This is a genomic window from Bradyrhizobium sp. USDA 4452, from assembly GCF_054063575.1.
The window spans coordinates 442,598-457,026 of record NZ_JBSSGK010000001.1 but is presented as its reverse complement, the minus strand read 5'-3'; the positions used below and the strand labels follow the sequence as shown (position 1 = coordinate 457,026).

Genomic DNA, 14,429 nt, shown 5'->3' with positions numbered 1-14,429 from the left:
TTCCACCTCGCGCGAAGGCGCTCTAACCTGCCAGCAGGCGCCGGCAGGTTTCGACGAATACCTCAGCGCCGGTGACGATATCGGCGTCGTCAGTGTTCTCGCTCCAGTGATGGCTGATGCCGCCGATCGACGGCACGAACAGCATCGCGGCCGGCATGATGGTGGCGAGGACCTGGGCGTCGTGGCCGGCGCCGCTCGGCATCCGGATTGATTTGCCGCCGGCGCAGGCCGCGCTCGCAGCCTCGATCGCATCCTGAAAGGCGGGCGTCATCATCGCGGGCACGCCGGTGCGGATGCGCTCGACCTTCACGCCGCAGCGGCCCTGCGCGTTGGCGTCTTTCGCCAACTGATGCAGGTGCGCCTCGAGCCGCGCGATCACCGCAGGATTGTCGTCGCGGATCTGGAACAGCATCTCGGCGTGGCCTGGGATAATACTCGGCGCGCCGGGGTCCAGCGTGATGCGGCCGGTGGTCCAGACCGTGCGCGGTCCGCACAGGGCAGGGAAGCTGTCGTCGATCGCGACGCAGAACCGAGCCAGCGCCAGGCCGGCATCGCGGCGCACCGCCATTCGCGTGGTGCCGGCGTGGTTCTGCTCGCCGGCGAAGGTGATGCGATATTGCCAGATGCCGACGATCGAGGTGACGACGCCGATCTTGAGTCCGCTGCTTTCCAGCGTGTCGCCTTGCTCGATATGCGCTTCGAGATAGCCGATATGGCGACCTTGTTCAGCGGTGACGCGCGGGCGGCCGGCGAAGCCCGCATCGTGCAACGCGCCTCGCATGGTGCGATCGCTGGAGCGATCGCGCGCCGCATCGATGTCGGCCTCGGTCACCGCACCGGTAAACGACCGGCTGCCGAGGAAGCTGCCGAAATGGCCCTCCTCGTCGCACCAAGCGGCGACCTCGATCGCGCCGTCGATGCCGGGATCGCCGTTGATGACGCGCGCGGCCTCCAGCGCATAGATCACGCCGAGCGGCCCGTCGAGCCAGCCTGCATGGTTCTGGCTTTCGAGATGCGAACCAGCGAGCAGCTTCGGTCCCGCTTTCGCGCTGGTGCCGAACACGTTGCCGATGCCGTCGATCGTCGCGGTGAGACCGGCATCGGGCAGGTGCGTCGCAAGCCAGTCGAGCGAGCGCAGATGCGGCTCCGAAAATGTCGGCTTGTGTACGCCGGTCTTGTAGGCGCCGATCGCGCGCAGCGCATTGAGATCGGCGAGCACGCGCTCGCCGTCGAAGCGACCGTTGATGCCTGGCATGGTTGGACTACTCCGGATTAGCGTCTTGGTGCCTCAATCCCGTCTTGATGCGGTCGCGGTTGGATGCGACGGAACAATCAGGGTGAACGATTTCTTAGCGGTTCTGCTCTTAGTTCGCAGGACTGATGTCGCGGTACGAATAGCGTGTGAGTGTGATCATGTCTGCATTCAGGAACTGGGCCGGCAAGGCCGCTGTGCTGTTTCTTCCGATCGCGCTCGGCGCCTGCGCGCAATATTCGCAGCAATACAGCATGACGACCCCGCCGCCGGGAGCCGGTCCGCTCGCCTGGGACGGCGCCGGGCAGGATCCCAACCGCCCGCCAACGCGACGCCATACCCGGAATGCGTCACCGGCCGCAGAGACGCAATTGTCGGAAGAGGATGCCGACGACCGGTTGGCGCGCAAGCTCGTGATCTGTAGCACCTGCATCAAGCAGACGCCGGCGGTGGCGGCAGCGCAGCCGAGCAATCGTCAGGACGTCGCCAGCAATCACTAGCCGGCCGGGCACAGCGGGTGAGCGGCTGCGTACCGCGCGTTTCGTTGCCGGCATCCATCCGGCCCGCAGGCCATAGTTAGGCCACGATATCGTTCGATGCGCAGGCCCATGTCGTTCCGTCGATTCATTGTTCCCGCCATCGTCGTCGCGCTTGCGGCCGCGATCCTGATTCATGCCGGCGGTTCGCGGGCTCATGCCCATGTGCCGTCGCATTGCGGCTTCTGGACCTCGATCGAAGCCGGATTGTCCTGCAAGTGACCTCAGGGGCGATGGTCTGCGGGTGATCCGGGCGGCAATCCGGGAAAAGCGTTCTGAACGCTTGCCCGTCCGCCCAATCGCCACTATACGTTCGCCCGTCGCGGCCGGGTGCAGGTCACGGCCAGTCCGGCCTATCTCACGTCTAACGTATTGATTTGCCGGGAGTTTTGCTCCCTTCGTCTATCGGTTAGGACGCCACCCTTTCACGGTGGAGAGAGCGGTTCGATTCCGCTAGGGAGCGCCATTGCGCGACTGCGCGAAAAAATCTGATTAAATTCCAGTTACTTGATGGGCGTCTCGTTCACGTGTTGGACGTTTTGTTGCACGCAGGTACGACCATATCGTTCCTTTTCTGTTCGTATCCAAACATGGGTATTTGACCCCGAGTGTCCGAATTCGAATCTGATAGTGTCCTAAATCGCTTAGCCGGAGGTTCTGACGTTCTCGGTAGACTACACCGAGGGAAATGCACGCTACTTGGGCATAACGGCCTTCTATAGGGCAGCAAACTCGTTCTCTACGGTGTTCTCCGTAAGAAAAGTCCCGGGGCTCCCCGCTATCTCAGCTAGCGCACGTTATTGACGCCTCTAGAAACGCTCTCGCAGAATAGGTTCGACGTCGGGGAACCTCGCTATGAGAGACATGCAGGCGCACTTGGAGAAGCTTCGGGTTGAAGCGGAAGAGTGTGAACTAATCAGCAAGCTCGCGACCGACGCGACGAAAAAGACCCTTTTCGCGAAGCTGGCCGCTCATCATCGCGCATTGGCTGATGAAGTCGAAAGAGCGATGAAGGAGCCGAATAGAAACCTTATGGCCCCGGACTCCTAGGCACTCCGAGCCACTTCATTGGGGAGGTCACAATGATCGCTCCCGACGACGACCCGATGACCTTTGCGGGGGCGGAAGCGAAACTTGAGCAAATGGAGCGTGAAGTCACCCAGCTCGAGTCGCGAGCACTCCGCATAGAGTTTCAGCGCTTGATCGACGAGTACCGCGATATCATCAAACAGCTTTATAGGTGTTACCATTAAGCTTCAGATGACCGGTTTGCGCGGCTCCTCTCATCGCGATCTGCGGCCTAAACAAACGGCCTCAGCGCGTGAAACGAACGGCTGAGGCCGCCCTACCGCGCCGCAACCTCCAGGTACCACTTCTGGGGTAATCGCCCCAACATGCATTTTGTGCCAAGCTGTCCCCATCAGGATTTTGCAGCAACCTTCCTGGGGCTAGAGCAAGCGCCGCTCGCGTGAATTTTAAGCGGGCGGCGTTCTGATGTGCGCGCCCCGAAGAAAAGGCCCCAGCGGGGGAAACGTGCTGGGGCCTTTTAGTTTGGACTTCGAATGTCGGGCGAACGTGAGCCCCTAGCGGCAACCACGCGAATGGACCGCATAAGCATGATACCGGGTATAGTTGCCGGGACAACTTCACGCCGCGCATGGGCCTATGTGTTGTGCTCCACAACCCGCTTCCTGATAATCGTAAGCCGAGCGCTAACCGCAGCCTCGGTGCGCCCCATCTTATGAGCGATCTCCCGCTGAGTTAGTCCGGTCTCCCGGATCAGTTGCAACAGTTGTTGCTCTTCCTCAGCGGACCATGATCTTACCGGCATGGGAACTCTCCGCAATTGTTCCGTGATGAAATGCCAGTAGGAATTGCATGTTGCGTCAGCCGCGTCTGCCCGGGTGTTTACCGGGTTGTCCTGATTTGGGGACCTATATACTTGACAAGGACGAATGAGTAGCGCGTGCTGGGCACAAATTACACTTTCAACGGGAATGTTTCGAACTTAGCCTATGTAGGCGGCCGCACTATCGGGAGTGTGCCTGTCCGAGTTCGTTTTCCGCATTGCAATCGTCGCGCTTGGTTTGTGCCCTGTCGTAATTGCAGGAATAGCCCTGATGCTCTAGGAGCCTTGGCAAGCTTCCTTGGCTCCGGCTTTTTGCCAGCTAGCCGCCTCATGACTTCGGCAGCGGAAGTCCCCTCGGTTCCTATTCGAAGTTCCCCGGATTCTCCGAATGGAACGAGCGAAATGTACAAACGTTAACAGAATAGGCCCCGATAGATCTGACGAGAACGCAACGAAGCGCTCCCGCCTTCCCAGAAGGAAAGGACAGCGCATGACTGTCAAGCGTCGTCGTTTCAAACAGACCTATTCCCTTGAAGAACGACTTGCCAAAGAGGCGGAGCAGCTACGCGAGCAAGCGAAAGCCCTTCCGCCGTGCTCCGAACGGGAGATCCTTCTTAAGAAGGCTCGTCAGGCGGAGACCGGCGCTCACATGAGCGAGTGGTTGCGCTCCCCGGGCCTCCAGCCACCAAACTAGGCGCCTGGCGGCAAGAACGTCTATCGCGGCGAGGACGGGGCAGCGATCATCGCGATGGCGCGCGTCTCGATCCCCAAGTGGCGGCGTGCGCGGCTAACCGGATCGTCATAGCGTTTGAGAGCATCGAGCTCCTGCTCGAGTCGATCGAGCAGCGGAGCGTATTTCGGCCCATGCAGGATGATCACCTGGGAAACCAGCGCGATCGCGTCGAGCAGTCGTTTCTCGGTGATCGGCGCGCTCATATGCGGCGCCCGCTGCGTTGTGCGTCGCTGTCGCCATTGACCGTGATCGGTGGATAGAGGCGCTCTGACGCCTCTACGCCACGTTCGAAGCCGCGGCGGTAACCGACGCGGAGGCCGGCCAGGAGGCCGGCCGCAAAGCTGGCTGCGATGTAGATCGCCAGCATCATCGATGGTGCCTCTCGGCGGCCGCGCGCACCACTGGACGCAACTTGTCATCAACGATCAGCGCGCGGCCGCCGGCGATCAGGCGGTCGGCCATCTCGCTGGTGATCCTCCTGGCGCCGAACCGCCAGCCGCCGCGCGGATGCCGCTCGAATGGGCTGTATTCGAGCAGCGCGAGCGCAATGTAGTGATTGCGTTGAAGGCGCTTCATCAGGGAAGGGCCGTTCTCACAAGCTCGGGCCAGCGAGCTGCTGCGCTAATGCGCGGGCATCAGCCGCATGTGCTTTGATCTGCGACCGGGTGAAGCCCTTGCGTTCGAGATCATCCTCGGTGAGGCCGCCCTCGCGGTAGGAAGCTTCGCGCATATCATCAGCCATGCGTCTAACGGTTTCGCTGGGCGACAGCGGTGCGCGCGGCTTTACGAGTGCGGTATCAATGTAGTTTGGAATAGTTGCCAATGCAGCCGGCGTGCGGCTGATGGCGGGCAGGCGATTGCAGGATACACGTCGCATTGAGGTTCCCCGTTTGTTTCACGGGAAACAAAATCCCACCAAAATGGTGTTTGGTCAATTATCAAATCACCAAAATGGTGACGATGCCTAAAATGGTGTTCTGATCTTCTTCGCGCCTGGTTTGTCCGTGATGAGCTAGCCCAGATCGTTGATGACGCGCCCGACGCGGCCGATGATCAGCGTCTCGCTCGACATCTGAATGGTCTCGTGATCCGGATTCGTGGAAAACGGTTGTAGGCGCGGCGGATTGCCGTGACGATATCTCTTGAAGGTAGCGTCGCCCTCCGGAGTACCGAAGACATAGAATTTGTCTGTGAGCAGTCGATGGTCTGACAAATTGACGCAGATATAGGATCCGTCGGGGGCGATCCGATCCATAGAGTCACCCTGCACTTCAAGGACGATCCAGTCGCCTTTCGGTAAATCCGCGAGGTAGACGTACTTTCGCACGTCCGACTTTCGCACACCCTCCTGACCTGCAAGTCGTCCAGCGCTGACCCACGATAGAAGGGGTGCTCGAAACGTCCTTAAGCCGGGGAATACGAGCCGCTCGGGGGACGTGCGCAGGGTCGGGGCCAATCGCTCAGCCCAGAGCGCGGTCATCTCTCGCTCGCCATGAATTAGACGATTGATCTGTTGCGGGCTTGTGCCGGCCGCCTTTGCAAGTTCTGCCTGCGTCACAGTGGGCCGCTTCGTGAGCGCCTCTGCCAATCCGTTTGGGTATTTCTCCTTCATGACGGCAATGGGCACCAAATTGGTGTTTGTTGATAGCACCATTTTGGTGATAATTGCTTGCGAATCATCACCAAATTGGTGATGTGATGGGGCATGCGCTTTGACCCTTGGATGATCGCTAACAGAGAGAGCAACGCTAGCTTTGGAAAGCGGGCTGGCTGGAGCGGCGAAACCGTACGCCGCTACCGTGCGGGCGAACGCGAGCCAGACCATGCGGCGATGGCGACCATATTCGCGCTGACCGCCGGCGAGGTGACCCCCAACGATTGGGTTGGGGTCGGCCCCCGGTCAGATGATGCAAACGTAAAAGAGCAATTGAGCGCATGACCCGCAGCGTAAAATCCGCGCGGGGACAGTCAAACTCCGCCACTGACAAAGTCGTCAGCAGATCACGACGAAGTCGTCAGGCCTGGTTGCGGCTGCTGCCTGTGCTCGAAAAGCGCTTCCGGTCTGATTTTGCTTGGGAAATGCACATCCGCACGGGTCGGTCCGAGCGCGATTGCTACCGGTGGAAAACGGGCAAGGCGGCACCGGATTTCGAGGCGGTCGACCGCCTGATCAACAGCGACATTGGCGACCTCGTTCTGCTCACCATGACGAGCGGCAACAACCAGGCCTGGGCACGGGCGCTCCGTCGCACTCACGAAATCTCAAAGCTGCGCAGCCTGCAGGCGGACACGCAACGCCGGCTGGAAGCGCTCGAACGGGGGATCGAGCCATGATCACAGATCGTCTGTCGGACCCGCAGTTCTACGCGCTGATGGCAATCTTCCTCGGGCTCGGCATTGCCGGGCTCGTCACCGTCATCGCGTGGCCGTTTCATCCCGAGCGCGATACCGGCGCCGGCTTCCGCTGGGTGAAGCGATGAGCGAGATCCGCACCAAGGGTGCGCGCGAGGCCCTGAAATCCTTCGTCGAGCGGATCGAGAGCCTCGCCGAGCAGATCGCCGATCTGAAGGATGACCAGAAGGCGGTTTTCGCCGAGGCCAAGGCCGATGGCTTCGATCCGAAGTCGATACGGCGGATCATCAAGCGGCGGCAGAAGGACCCGGCCGAGATCGCCGAGAATGAGGCGATCGATGGCACGTACATGCACGCGATCGGAATGCAGGCCGAAAGCCCGCTGCACGTCCAGGTCGGTCGCCTGGTGCGCGACGGCATGTCCCGCGAGCAGGTGATCGAGACGTTCCAGCTGCTGGTGCCGGTCAACGGCGAGGTGATCGCCAGCATCGGCGGCGAGGCCGTGCGGATCTGGCGTACCGAGGACGGCGAGGCATTCGCCGAGCCTTACGTGCGACCGACAGCGGCGCCGGAGCGGCCCAGCCGCGACCTCGAGTCCGATGCGATCGAGGAGACGCACGACCGCGACGCAGATCGCATCAGGGCTGCGGCCGATCGCGCCGAGCGGCGCCGGAGGACGCATTGATGCACGGCTTGTTCGCGATCGCACGCCAGCGCATCGAGACCGTCTCGACCGAGCTGATCGACCTGACCGGCACGCCCTGGCGGCGCATCATGTTGTCGGCGCGCGAGCCGGTCTATGCGCTGGTCGATGCCGAGGATTACGGTTGGCTCTCCGAGAACGTCTGGAACGTCTGGCACGCCGGCAGCGGCGACTGGATGCGCTACGCCAAACGGAACGAGGGGCCGGCGCGATCGACGGTGCGGATGCATCGCGAGATCCAGATCAGGCGCGACCCGCGCAGCGAGCGCTACATGGCCTCGCATTCGGTCGACCATATCAACGGTCAAACCCTCGATAACCGCCGCGCCAATCTGCGCTGGTCGACCAAGCTGCAGAACGCGCGCAACCGCCGCCCGCGCGGCTCCGCGCCTGCGCTCGAGGACATCATTGCCGGTCTCGTCGCCGGCCTCGGCTCGCGTTCCAAACTGCAGGAGATCCCGTTTTGACCGACGTCCCCGCCAACGGCATGGGGCTGACGCGTCGCATGGTCGACGCGCTGGCCGCGATCACCGAATTTGTCGGCCGGCACGGTGCGATGCCCTCGCGCCGGACGCTGGCCGAAGCGATGCGCTGCTCGCCGAACAACGCCAACCGCCTGATGCAGGGCTTGGTCGAGCGCGGCGAGCTGTCGACCGTGTCGCAGGGCGGCCCGCTTGCCGGCTTCGGCCGGGAAGGCGTGTTGATTTCGGTTCGGCCGCATACCGCCGCGCGCCTGGCGGCCTTTGCGCTCGCAACCGGCGACAGGATGACGGCCGTAGCCGATGACGCGATCAATCTGCATATCGACCAGGCTGAGGGCAATGTCGCGGCGATCGCGCAGTGCGGCGACGGCATCGCGATCCTGGTCGGCGAGGAGGGCGAGGGGCAATGACACAGCTCGCCTTCCATCGCTATGCGAACATCTTTCCGCTGATCGAGGGCGAAGATTTCTTCGCCCTCGCCGAGGACATCCGCCGGCACGGTCTGCGCGATCGAATTGACCTGATCGAGATCGACGGCGGCCTGCAGATCCTCGACGGCCGCAACCGATACCGTGCGCTTGTCTGGCTGGTGTCGACCGGAGAGGTGCTCGGCGACGGCTGGGCCGACATGGCGGGCGAGCCGCTGACCGCGGACTATCTCGCCGATTACGACAATCTGCATATTTACGTCATCGGGGACGAGGAGACGGATGGTGACCCGCTCGACTACGTCATCTCGAAAAACCTGCCTCGGCGGCATCTGACCGACGATCAGCGCCGCATGGTGGCGGCCGATCTGGTGACGATGCGGCAGGGCCGCCAGTCGCAAACTTCCCAAATTGAGAACATTAGCCGTGACCAGGCTGCGCGGTTGCTTTCGACCGATATTAAGGGGGTCGATCGAGCCCGCTCCGTCATCGCCCATGCCGCTCCGGAGATTGTCGAGGCGACCAGGGCGGGAAAGGTTTCCGTCGCCGCCGCGGCCGAGCTAGCGGCGCAGCCGGTCGAACGGCAGGCCGAGATCGTCAAGGCGCTGCCGCGCGATGCCGAGGGCAGGCTGACGCCGGAGGTCAAGAAGGCCCTGGCGCCGGTCATCAAGGAGATCCGGGCCGAGAAGGTAGCCGCCAAGAAAGAGCGCCGTGCCGAGCGGGAGCAGGATTTCGGCCGCAAGCTGCAGGCGCTGCCGGAAAAGATGTTCGGCGTCGCGGTCGAGGATTTCGAGTGGCATCACGAGGTCTGGTCCTCCGAGACCGGCATGATCAAGCATCCCGCGAACCACTATGAGACTGCATCGGATGCGCTGACGCCGGAGGACATCGTCGCGCGCTGCGCCGAGCGGTTCGCCTGCCTCGCCGACGACTGCATTCTGTTCAAGTGGACCACGCAGCCGCACCTTGCCATTGCGATCCGGACGCTCGAGCTGCAGGGCTTCCGCTACGTTACAAACCTCGTCTGGAATAAGGAGCGTCCCGGCGAGGCGCGCGGGCACGGCTATTGGTTCACGGGCGAACATGAGATCTGCCTGGTCGGCGTCCGCGGCAAGGTCGTGCCGCCGGCGACCGCGCATTTCCGCAGCAACTTCTCGGCGCCGGTCGGCGACCATTCCGAGAAGCCTGCGAACATTCATGAGATCATCGAATTCCACTGGCCGAGCGTGCCCAAGGTGGAATTCAACGCGCGGCGCGCGCGTCCTGGCTGGACCTGCTGGGGCTTTGATGCGCCCAGCGTTTCGCCGCAAGGCGAAATCGCGCCCGCGACCGATGCGAGCGACAGCTCGTCATCGGCGCGTGTCGGGCTGGCTTCGCTGATCGTCGCAGGCGAGAAGGCCGAGCGAGGCGAGGTCGAGGGCGCGGGCTCACGGCTTCCGCCTTCTGATGATCCGGTGTTCCTGGAATGGAAGGCGCTTTCGGCGATCGACGCTCACCTTGTCGTCACTGGTCCGGCGGTCGAGGAGTTGATCGAGCGCGGCCTGGTCATCCGCGATGTCGACGATGACCTGTTTGTGACCGATGACGATGGTCGCGATCGTCTCAACGAGCTCGACGCCAAATTCTTACCGATTGCGAACGGCAGTGGAGCGACTCCCGCTGCCGAACCTCCAGCCCCGTCCGCCGATGTTGCCCCGGCCGATCGCGGGGAAGTCGTTTCGGATGCCGCTGCGCCCGCAGCCCGCGCCGATGCAGCCGTGTCGCCGGCGAACCGACCTGGAGCAAGTTCAAACGACGATGGCCTCGACATCCCGGCATTCCTGCGCCGCAAGCCGATCGCGCATGACGAGGTGCGGGCATGACCGACAAAATCGCCCTGAGCCGCCAGATCATGGCTGTTGAGACCGAGCTTAGGGATCGCCGCAGTGGCGCTCGCACAAAGCTGACCCCGTCACAGGCGACATACCAACGCGATGGCCTCGAGGCCGCCGCGAACACGCTGCGCTGGTTGCAGCAGAACGAAGCGCGCATCAAGGGGGCAGTGGGGCAATGAGCGACCAGGTGAACCACCCGCCGCACTACAACTCGCATCCGTCGGGTGTGGAGTGCATCACCGTCACCGAGCACATGAATTTCAATCTCGGAAACGCCGTCAAATATATTTGGCGCGTCGGGTTGAAGTCGGACGACCCGATAGTCGATCTCGAGAAGGCCCGTTGGTACATCGAGCGCGAGATCTCGCGGCTGAAAACGGGCCAACGGCCATGACTAAGCTCGCCTTCGCTGCGCTGCCGGTCAGTGCCTTCGCAGGTCCGAGCCAATGACGGCATGCTCGGAAACTTCGCAAATTGCGAACATTAAGCCGGTTTTGTCTCGGCATCGCTGGGGCGAAAAGGTCCGCTTTCCGCTCAAAACCGAGCAGTCCTGCCTTCGCTGCGACATCGTCAAGGTCGGCCGGCATGAATTCGAGGGCGGGCGCGACCAGTATTGGACCGAATACTGGCGCGACGAGGAGCGCATCCGCTGCGATGCGACGCCGCCATGTGACGCGAGACTTGAGCTGGGCGCGTCATGAGCGGGCCGCTCAACGCCGTGTTGCGCGCGCTTGCGGAGGAAAACCCGGAGGCGATGCGGCTGGCGGACGCGATCTGCTGGCTGGTCGTCAAGGGCAAAGAGCTCGGCGAACTGTCGCCGCTTGGCCTGCGCCCTGAATGGCTGCCGCGCCTGGCCCGCGCTGTCGAGGTAGGCGCCGTCTCGCGGTTGTCTGGCGAGGAGATCGCCGACCGCATCCTGCAGGTGCCTCCAGCTTGAACAAATCCAGTGGCCGTTGCGTCGCGTTATCCGACCCTCTTTGATCAGGAAATGAAGCTATGACGATCGCGAAACGGCGACCCCGCCGCATCGCCGCCGACGAGGCGCACAGCTGGGCGCGCCATTTGCGGTTGCGCAATCCAGGGGCGAAGGATGTTCTGAAGAACCTGACGATCTATGTCGACGGCGAGGGATGTTGCTGGGTCGGCATCCCGTCGCTGGCCGAGGATCTCGAAATGTCGCCGGACACCATTCGCCGCCGGTTGGCCTGGCTCGAGATGGTCGGCGCGATCTCGCGCGAACCGCAATGGATCGACGAGTACGGCGCGCGCAACGGGCAGCAGCGCGGCCGGCGCACCACCGACAAGATCCGCCTGCTGTTCGAGGCCGATGTCGATGCGATCGAGGCGCGGGCGGCCGGCGAGACGGTCGACGCGGAAAACCACGCTGTTTCAACGGCATCTGACCCTAGCAAATTGCGAGGGTCAGACCCTCCTGCTGGGACTCGGTTGGGACTCGGCCGACCCTCGCAATCGTGCGAGGGCCTAATCTCTGAACCTGAACCTGAAGATTCCCCCCAAGCCCCCTTGGGGGGCGGGCGTGAGCCGGATCAGTCCGAGGAAGGGGAAGGCGAGCCGGAGCATTTCGCCGAGGCGTGGGACGCGTGGCCGGCGAAGCTGCGGCGCGACCTTGCGCTTTCCGAGTTCGCGAAGCTGGCGCCGGATGACCGTGCGCTGTGTCGGGCCGCGATCCCGCATTTCCTCAAGATGCTGCGCGATCTCCGCCGCAACCATGTCCCGAATTTCCATCTCTGGATCCGGACGCGGGGATTTGACGAGTTTCCGAACGCAGGCAAGCCGGCCGAGAAGCCAGCGCAACCGACGCGGCGGTTCGTCCAGGGCGAGGAGCTGAAAGGCCTGCAGGTGGCTGTGGCAATCGCCGAGCGCCGCGATCTTCCGCTGGTGCAAGATCAGACTCTCGGTTGGGGCTACTGGACCGGCATCGCTCCCCAGCCCGACCTCGTCGCCATGGCGTCGTATGCCGGCGCCGACCGTGATGGCTGGCTGATCGTCGAGCCGGGTACGCCGCAGTTCGCCGCTTGGCGCGATCGGTTCAAGCTCTGGCTCGGCGTCGAGCCGCAGGCCGAGCGCATCTTCCTCGAGCCGTTCGATCCAAACGTGCACGGAGTGTCGTCGTCGCATCCGAATTTCAGGCTGCGCAAGGCGAAGTCCGGTTTCCGAGTTCCGCGGGACTATCCACCGCGTCGCGACGGCAAATGGTCAGGGGAGAGCGAATGAACATGCATTACGTCAAGGGGCAGATCGTCGATTACGTCACGGTCGAGGATGGCAGGTCCGAGGTCCCCGTTCCGAACCGCTGGTATTTGCGTCATTGCTCGCCGGGCTGCGACGCGCGCGTGATCGAACGGCTCCGCATGCTCGACGTCAGCGCATGGTCGCCGACGGTTGTGCGGTTTATCGATCGTCGCACTGGCAAGGTCGCGGCCAAGCCTCACCTCGGCAAGCGCGTCGAAAAGCCGTTCTTGCCGGGCTTGATCTTCATTCCCGATTTCGAGTTGAACAATGCGGTGGCCCGCTACGGCGTTCCGGACCTCGGCGAGTTCCTGAAGGTCACGGTTTCCGGCGGCGGTAGGGTTGTCGAGCGCGGCGGCTTGATGCGAGAGGTCAATCTGATCGATACGTATACGTTCGCGTCGATGACGGTGCAGGACATGGCTATCTTGCGCGGCATTGTGAGCGGCGAGAACGGCCAGCGCATTGGTCGCGGAAGCCGCGGCAAATACAAGCCCGGCGATAAGGTCTATGTCAGTGACGGCGACAGCCCGTTGTTCGCGTTTGCTGCCGAGGTACAGCGCGGTGTTGACTCAAAGGGGCGACTCAAGGCTTTCATTGCCGCGTTGATGGGCGGCGTCTCGGTCATACTCTCCGAAACGCAAGTTGAGCCGGCTTAGGGATCGCCATCGCGGCCTAACGGTTCAACGTCAAGCCGGCGGCTTGATGCCCTGATCTGGTGACTCCAGATCGACGCGCGAAGCGTACCCAGCAAGCCCGGCCGTCGTGCCGGGCTTTTGCTTGCATAGGGTGTGCGGTAGCGCATCGCGCTATCGCTGCCCTCCTTGGGCGTTTCCTCCCTAGACTTGGGCCGCTTGTTCACTCAGGCGGCCCTTTTTCTTTTGGTAGGGATGCCAGTTCGCCCGCCGACGTTCCGCCCTAATGGCCAGCGCAGCCGCCAACAGACCAATGCGGAGTATGATGCTCGTCGTGGCAGCGCGCGGGATCGCGGATACGACGCGGCATTCGACCGTGCGTCGGCTCTGTTCAAGCAGCAGCATCCGCTCTGTCTCGGCTGCGAGGCCATCGACCGAGTGTCGGCTACCGACGTCACCGACCATGTCGTTCCGCACAAGGGCGACCGAACCGTGTTCTGGGATCGGGATCGATGGCAGCCCGCATGCCGATGGCACCACGACGTGGTCAAGCAGCGGCTCGAGGCGATGTACGCCAGCGGCGCCATCACTGCCGCTGATCTCTGGCTCAACAGTGCCGTAGCCATGCGCCTGACGCGCCAGCTCGATCCATAGGGGTGGGGAGGGTCAAATCCCTCCCGCGATCCCCGCCCGGACCGGCGCCATAACCACGCGCATCTTTTCGCAGGTTTCCGAAAACTTTTTTTTGTGAGGACGATGGTCATGGGACGTCGCGGTCCGAAGCCGGAGCCGGCTGCTGTGAAAGAGGCGAAGGGGAATCCCGGTCATCGGCCGATCGGCGCCGATGTCGTGTCGAGCGACGCGGCGGCGCAAGCGTCGACGGTCGCGGCGCCGGCCTGGCTGAAGAAGGCGGGGCTCGAGGTGTGGAACAGGCTGGCGCCGCGCCTGGTCGCGCAGCGGCTGTTGAGCGCTGTCGATGCCGAGGCATTTGCCCGTTATTGCCGGAACTTTGCCCGCTGGCACAGCATGCAGACCATGCTCGACAAGGCGAAGGAGTTCTATGAGAGCGAGAGCACGCATGGGAAGCTGTGGCGGATCCATCCGGCGTTCTCGATCGCCGAGCGCCTCGAGCGCAACCTGCTCGCTGCCGAGGATCGCTTCGGCCTCAATCCTGCCGAGCGTCAGCGCATCTTCGCCGCGCGCGCGGCCGGGGCCGGTAGCAGCGACCTGTTCGACCAGCCGGCGCCGCAGCGGCCGTCTGCCGATCGGCATCCCGATCCCGCGGCCGATGCCGAGCAGTCCAAGTCGAAATCAGCCATCGGTCTGTTGAACTGA

General features: G+C 63.0%; 25 protein-coding genes and 1 tRNA gene. 19 read left to right on the top strand and 7 right to left on the bottom strand.

The genetic code is table 11. The features are described from left to right. Positions 1 to 22: 22 nt before the first annotated feature. Positions 23 to 1,255, bottom strand: coding sequence for a hydantoinase/carbamoylase family amidase (locus ACVISU_RS02450; RefSeq protein WP_456705894.1), 1,233 nt, complete (start codon positions 1,253 to 1,255; stop codon positions 23 to 25). Between the two features lie 158 nt (positions 1,256 to 1,413). Between ACVISU_RS02450 and ACVISU_RS02445 the strand changes: the two genes are divergently transcribed. The 5 genes from ACVISU_RS02445 (at position 1,414) to ACVISU_RS02425 (ending at position 3,041) form a co-directional block, all read left to right on the top strand. Further along, positions 1,414 to 1,752 (top strand): hypothetical protein, encoded by a 339-nt coding sequence (locus tag ACVISU_RS02445; RefSeq protein ID WP_456705893.1) that lies wholly within the window; start codon positions 1,414 to 1,416, stop codon positions 1,750 to 1,752. 108 nt (positions 1,753 to 1,860) lie between these two features. Continuing rightward, positions 1,861 to 2,010: a hypothetical protein gene (locus ACVISU_RS02440; RefSeq protein WP_172803463.1), complete on the top strand. Its 150-nt coding sequence runs from the start codon at positions 1,861 to 1,863 to the stop codon at positions 2,008 to 2,010. A gap of 169 nt (positions 2,011 to 2,179) precedes the next feature. Beyond that, positions 2,180 to 2,254: transfer RNA gene (locus ACVISU_RS02435), tRNA-Glu, on the top strand. Positions 2,255 to 2,643: 389 nt separating this feature from the next. Continuing rightward, complete coding sequence (locus ACVISU_RS02430) at positions 2,644 to 2,838, top strand: hypothetical protein (RefSeq protein ID WP_456705892.1); 195 nt, start codon at positions 2,644 to 2,646, stop codon at positions 2,836 to 2,838. Positions 2,839 to 2,870: 32 nt separating this feature from the next. After that, positions 2,871 to 3,041: a hypothetical protein gene (locus ACVISU_RS02425; RefSeq protein ID WP_456705891.1), complete on the top strand. Its 171-nt coding sequence runs from the start codon at positions 2,871 to 2,873 to the stop codon at positions 3,039 to 3,041. A 410-nt stretch (positions 3,042 to 3,451) separates the two neighbouring features. Here ACVISU_RS02425 and ACVISU_RS02420 read toward each other — a convergent pair whose 3' ends face one another. Continuing rightward, positions 3,452 to 3,619, bottom strand: coding sequence for an SANT/Myb-like DNA-binding domain-containing protein (locus ACVISU_RS02420; protein ID WP_456705890.1), 168 nt, complete (start codon positions 3,617 to 3,619; stop codon positions 3,452 to 3,454). Positions 3,620 to 4,127: 508 nt separating this feature from the next. Here ACVISU_RS02420 and ACVISU_RS02415 point away from each other — a divergent pair. After that, positions 4,128 to 4,331, top strand: coding sequence for a hypothetical protein (locus ACVISU_RS02415; RefSeq protein WP_456705889.1), 204 nt, complete (start codon positions 4,128 to 4,130; stop codon positions 4,329 to 4,331). Between the two features lie 20 nt (positions 4,332 to 4,351). Here ACVISU_RS02415 and ACVISU_RS02410 read toward each other — a convergent pair whose 3' ends face one another. From ACVISU_RS02410 to ACVISU_RS02390, 5 genes are all read right to left on the bottom strand, one after another. Then, on the bottom strand, positions 4,352 to 4,573 hold the full coding sequence (locus ACVISU_RS02410) for a hypothetical protein (protein ID WP_456705888.1): 222 nt from the start codon (positions 4,571 to 4,573) through the stop codon (positions 4,352 to 4,354). Beyond that, entirely contained in the window at positions 4,570 to 4,740 is a 171-nt protein-coding gene (locus ACVISU_RS02405) for a hypothetical protein (protein ID WP_456705887.1), read from the bottom strand. Before ACVISU_RS02405 ends, ACVISU_RS02410 begins: the two co-directional genes overlap by 4 nt. Then, positions 4,737 to 4,946 carry a hypothetical protein gene (locus ACVISU_RS02400; protein WP_456705886.1) on the bottom strand — a complete coding sequence of 70 codons (210 nt, stop codon included), beginning with the start codon at positions 4,944 to 4,946 and terminating at the stop codon, positions 4,737 to 4,739. Before ACVISU_RS02400 ends, ACVISU_RS02405 begins: the two co-directional genes overlap by 4 nt. 16 nt (positions 4,947 to 4,962) lie before the next feature. Then, positions 4,963 to 5,247 (bottom strand): hypothetical protein, encoded by a 285-nt coding sequence (locus ACVISU_RS02395; protein ID WP_456705885.1) that lies wholly within the window; start codon positions 5,245 to 5,247, stop codon positions 4,963 to 4,965. Positions 5,248 to 5,382: 135 nt separating this feature from the next. Beyond that, entirely contained in the window at positions 5,383 to 6,195 is an 813-nt protein-coding gene (locus tag ACVISU_RS02390) for a LexA family protein (RefSeq protein ID WP_456705884.1), read from the bottom strand. 110 nt (positions 6,196 to 6,305) lie between these two features. Between ACVISU_RS02390 and ACVISU_RS02385 the strand changes: the two genes are divergently transcribed. From ACVISU_RS02385 to ACVISU_RS02325, 13 genes are all read left to right on the top strand, one after another. Continuing rightward, positions 6,306 to 6,704, top strand: coding sequence for a hypothetical protein (locus tag ACVISU_RS02385; protein ID WP_456705883.1), 399 nt, complete (start codon positions 6,306 to 6,308; stop codon positions 6,702 to 6,704). Beyond that, positions 6,701 to 6,850 carry a hypothetical protein gene (locus tag ACVISU_RS02380; protein ID WP_456705882.1) on the top strand — a complete coding sequence of 50 codons (150 nt, stop codon included), beginning with the start codon at positions 6,701 to 6,703 and terminating at the stop codon, positions 6,848 to 6,850. Before ACVISU_RS02385 ends, ACVISU_RS02380 begins: the two co-directional genes overlap by 4 nt. Next, on the top strand, positions 6,847 to 7,407 hold the full coding sequence (locus ACVISU_RS02375) for a DUF2312 domain-containing protein (protein ID WP_456705881.1): 561 nt from the start codon (positions 6,847 to 6,849) through the stop codon (positions 7,405 to 7,407). Before ACVISU_RS02380 ends, ACVISU_RS02375 begins: the two co-directional genes overlap by 4 nt. Then, positions 7,407 to 7,892, top strand: a complete 486-nt coding sequence (locus ACVISU_RS02370) for an HNH endonuclease (RefSeq protein WP_456705880.1) — start codon at positions 7,407 to 7,409, stop codon at positions 7,890 to 7,892. Before ACVISU_RS02375 ends, ACVISU_RS02370 begins: the two co-directional genes overlap by 1 nt. Beyond that, the gene (locus ACVISU_RS02365; protein WP_456705879.1) at positions 7,889 to 8,317 is read left to right on the top strand and encodes an ABC transporter permease; all 429 of its coding nucleotides are present in this window, start codon (positions 7,889 to 7,891) and stop codon (positions 8,315 to 8,317) included. The genes ACVISU_RS02370 and ACVISU_RS02365 overlap by 4 nt, the downstream gene beginning before the upstream one ends. Beyond that, positions 8,314 to 10,197, top strand: a complete 1,884-nt coding sequence (locus ACVISU_RS02360) for an MT-A70 family methyltransferase (protein ID WP_456705878.1) — start codon at positions 8,314 to 8,316, stop codon at positions 10,195 to 10,197. The genes ACVISU_RS02365 and ACVISU_RS02360 overlap by 4 nt, the downstream gene beginning before the upstream one ends. Continuing rightward, entirely contained in the window at positions 10,194 to 10,388 is a 195-nt protein-coding gene (locus ACVISU_RS02355; RefSeq protein ID WP_456705877.1) for a hypothetical protein, read from the top strand. The genes ACVISU_RS02360 and ACVISU_RS02355 overlap by 4 nt, the downstream gene beginning before the upstream one ends. Then, positions 10,385 to 10,603, top strand: a complete 219-nt coding sequence (locus tag ACVISU_RS02350; RefSeq protein ID WP_456705876.1) for a DUF3310 domain-containing protein — start codon at positions 10,385 to 10,387, stop codon at positions 10,601 to 10,603. Before ACVISU_RS02355 ends, ACVISU_RS02350 begins: the two co-directional genes overlap by 4 nt. Positions 10,604 to 10,906: 303 nt before the next feature. Then, positions 10,907 to 11,146: a hypothetical protein gene (locus ACVISU_RS02345; protein WP_456705875.1), complete on the top strand. Its 240-nt coding sequence runs from the start codon at positions 10,907 to 10,909 to the stop codon at positions 11,144 to 11,146. A 59-nt stretch (positions 11,147 to 11,205) separates the two neighbouring features. Next, entirely contained in the window at positions 11,206 to 12,444 is a 1,239-nt protein-coding gene (locus ACVISU_RS02340; protein ID WP_456705874.1) for a hypothetical protein, read from the top strand. Continuing rightward, positions 12,441 to 13,118 (top strand): transcription termination/antitermination NusG family protein, encoded by a 678-nt coding sequence (locus ACVISU_RS02335; protein ID WP_456705873.1) that lies wholly within the window; start codon positions 12,441 to 12,443, stop codon positions 13,116 to 13,118. The genes ACVISU_RS02340 and ACVISU_RS02335 overlap by 4 nt, the downstream gene beginning before the upstream one ends. Positions 13,119 to 13,313: 195 nt before the next feature. Beyond that, on the top strand, positions 13,314 to 13,748 hold the full coding sequence (locus ACVISU_RS02330) for an HNH endonuclease (RefSeq protein WP_456705872.1): 435 nt from the start codon (positions 13,314 to 13,316) through the stop codon (positions 13,746 to 13,748). Positions 13,749 to 13,856: 108 nt separating this feature from the next. Continuing rightward, a complete protein-coding gene (locus ACVISU_RS02325) occupies positions 13,857 to 14,429 on the top strand; it encodes a phage terminase small subunit P27 family (protein WP_456705871.1) in 573 nt (190 codons plus the stop codon).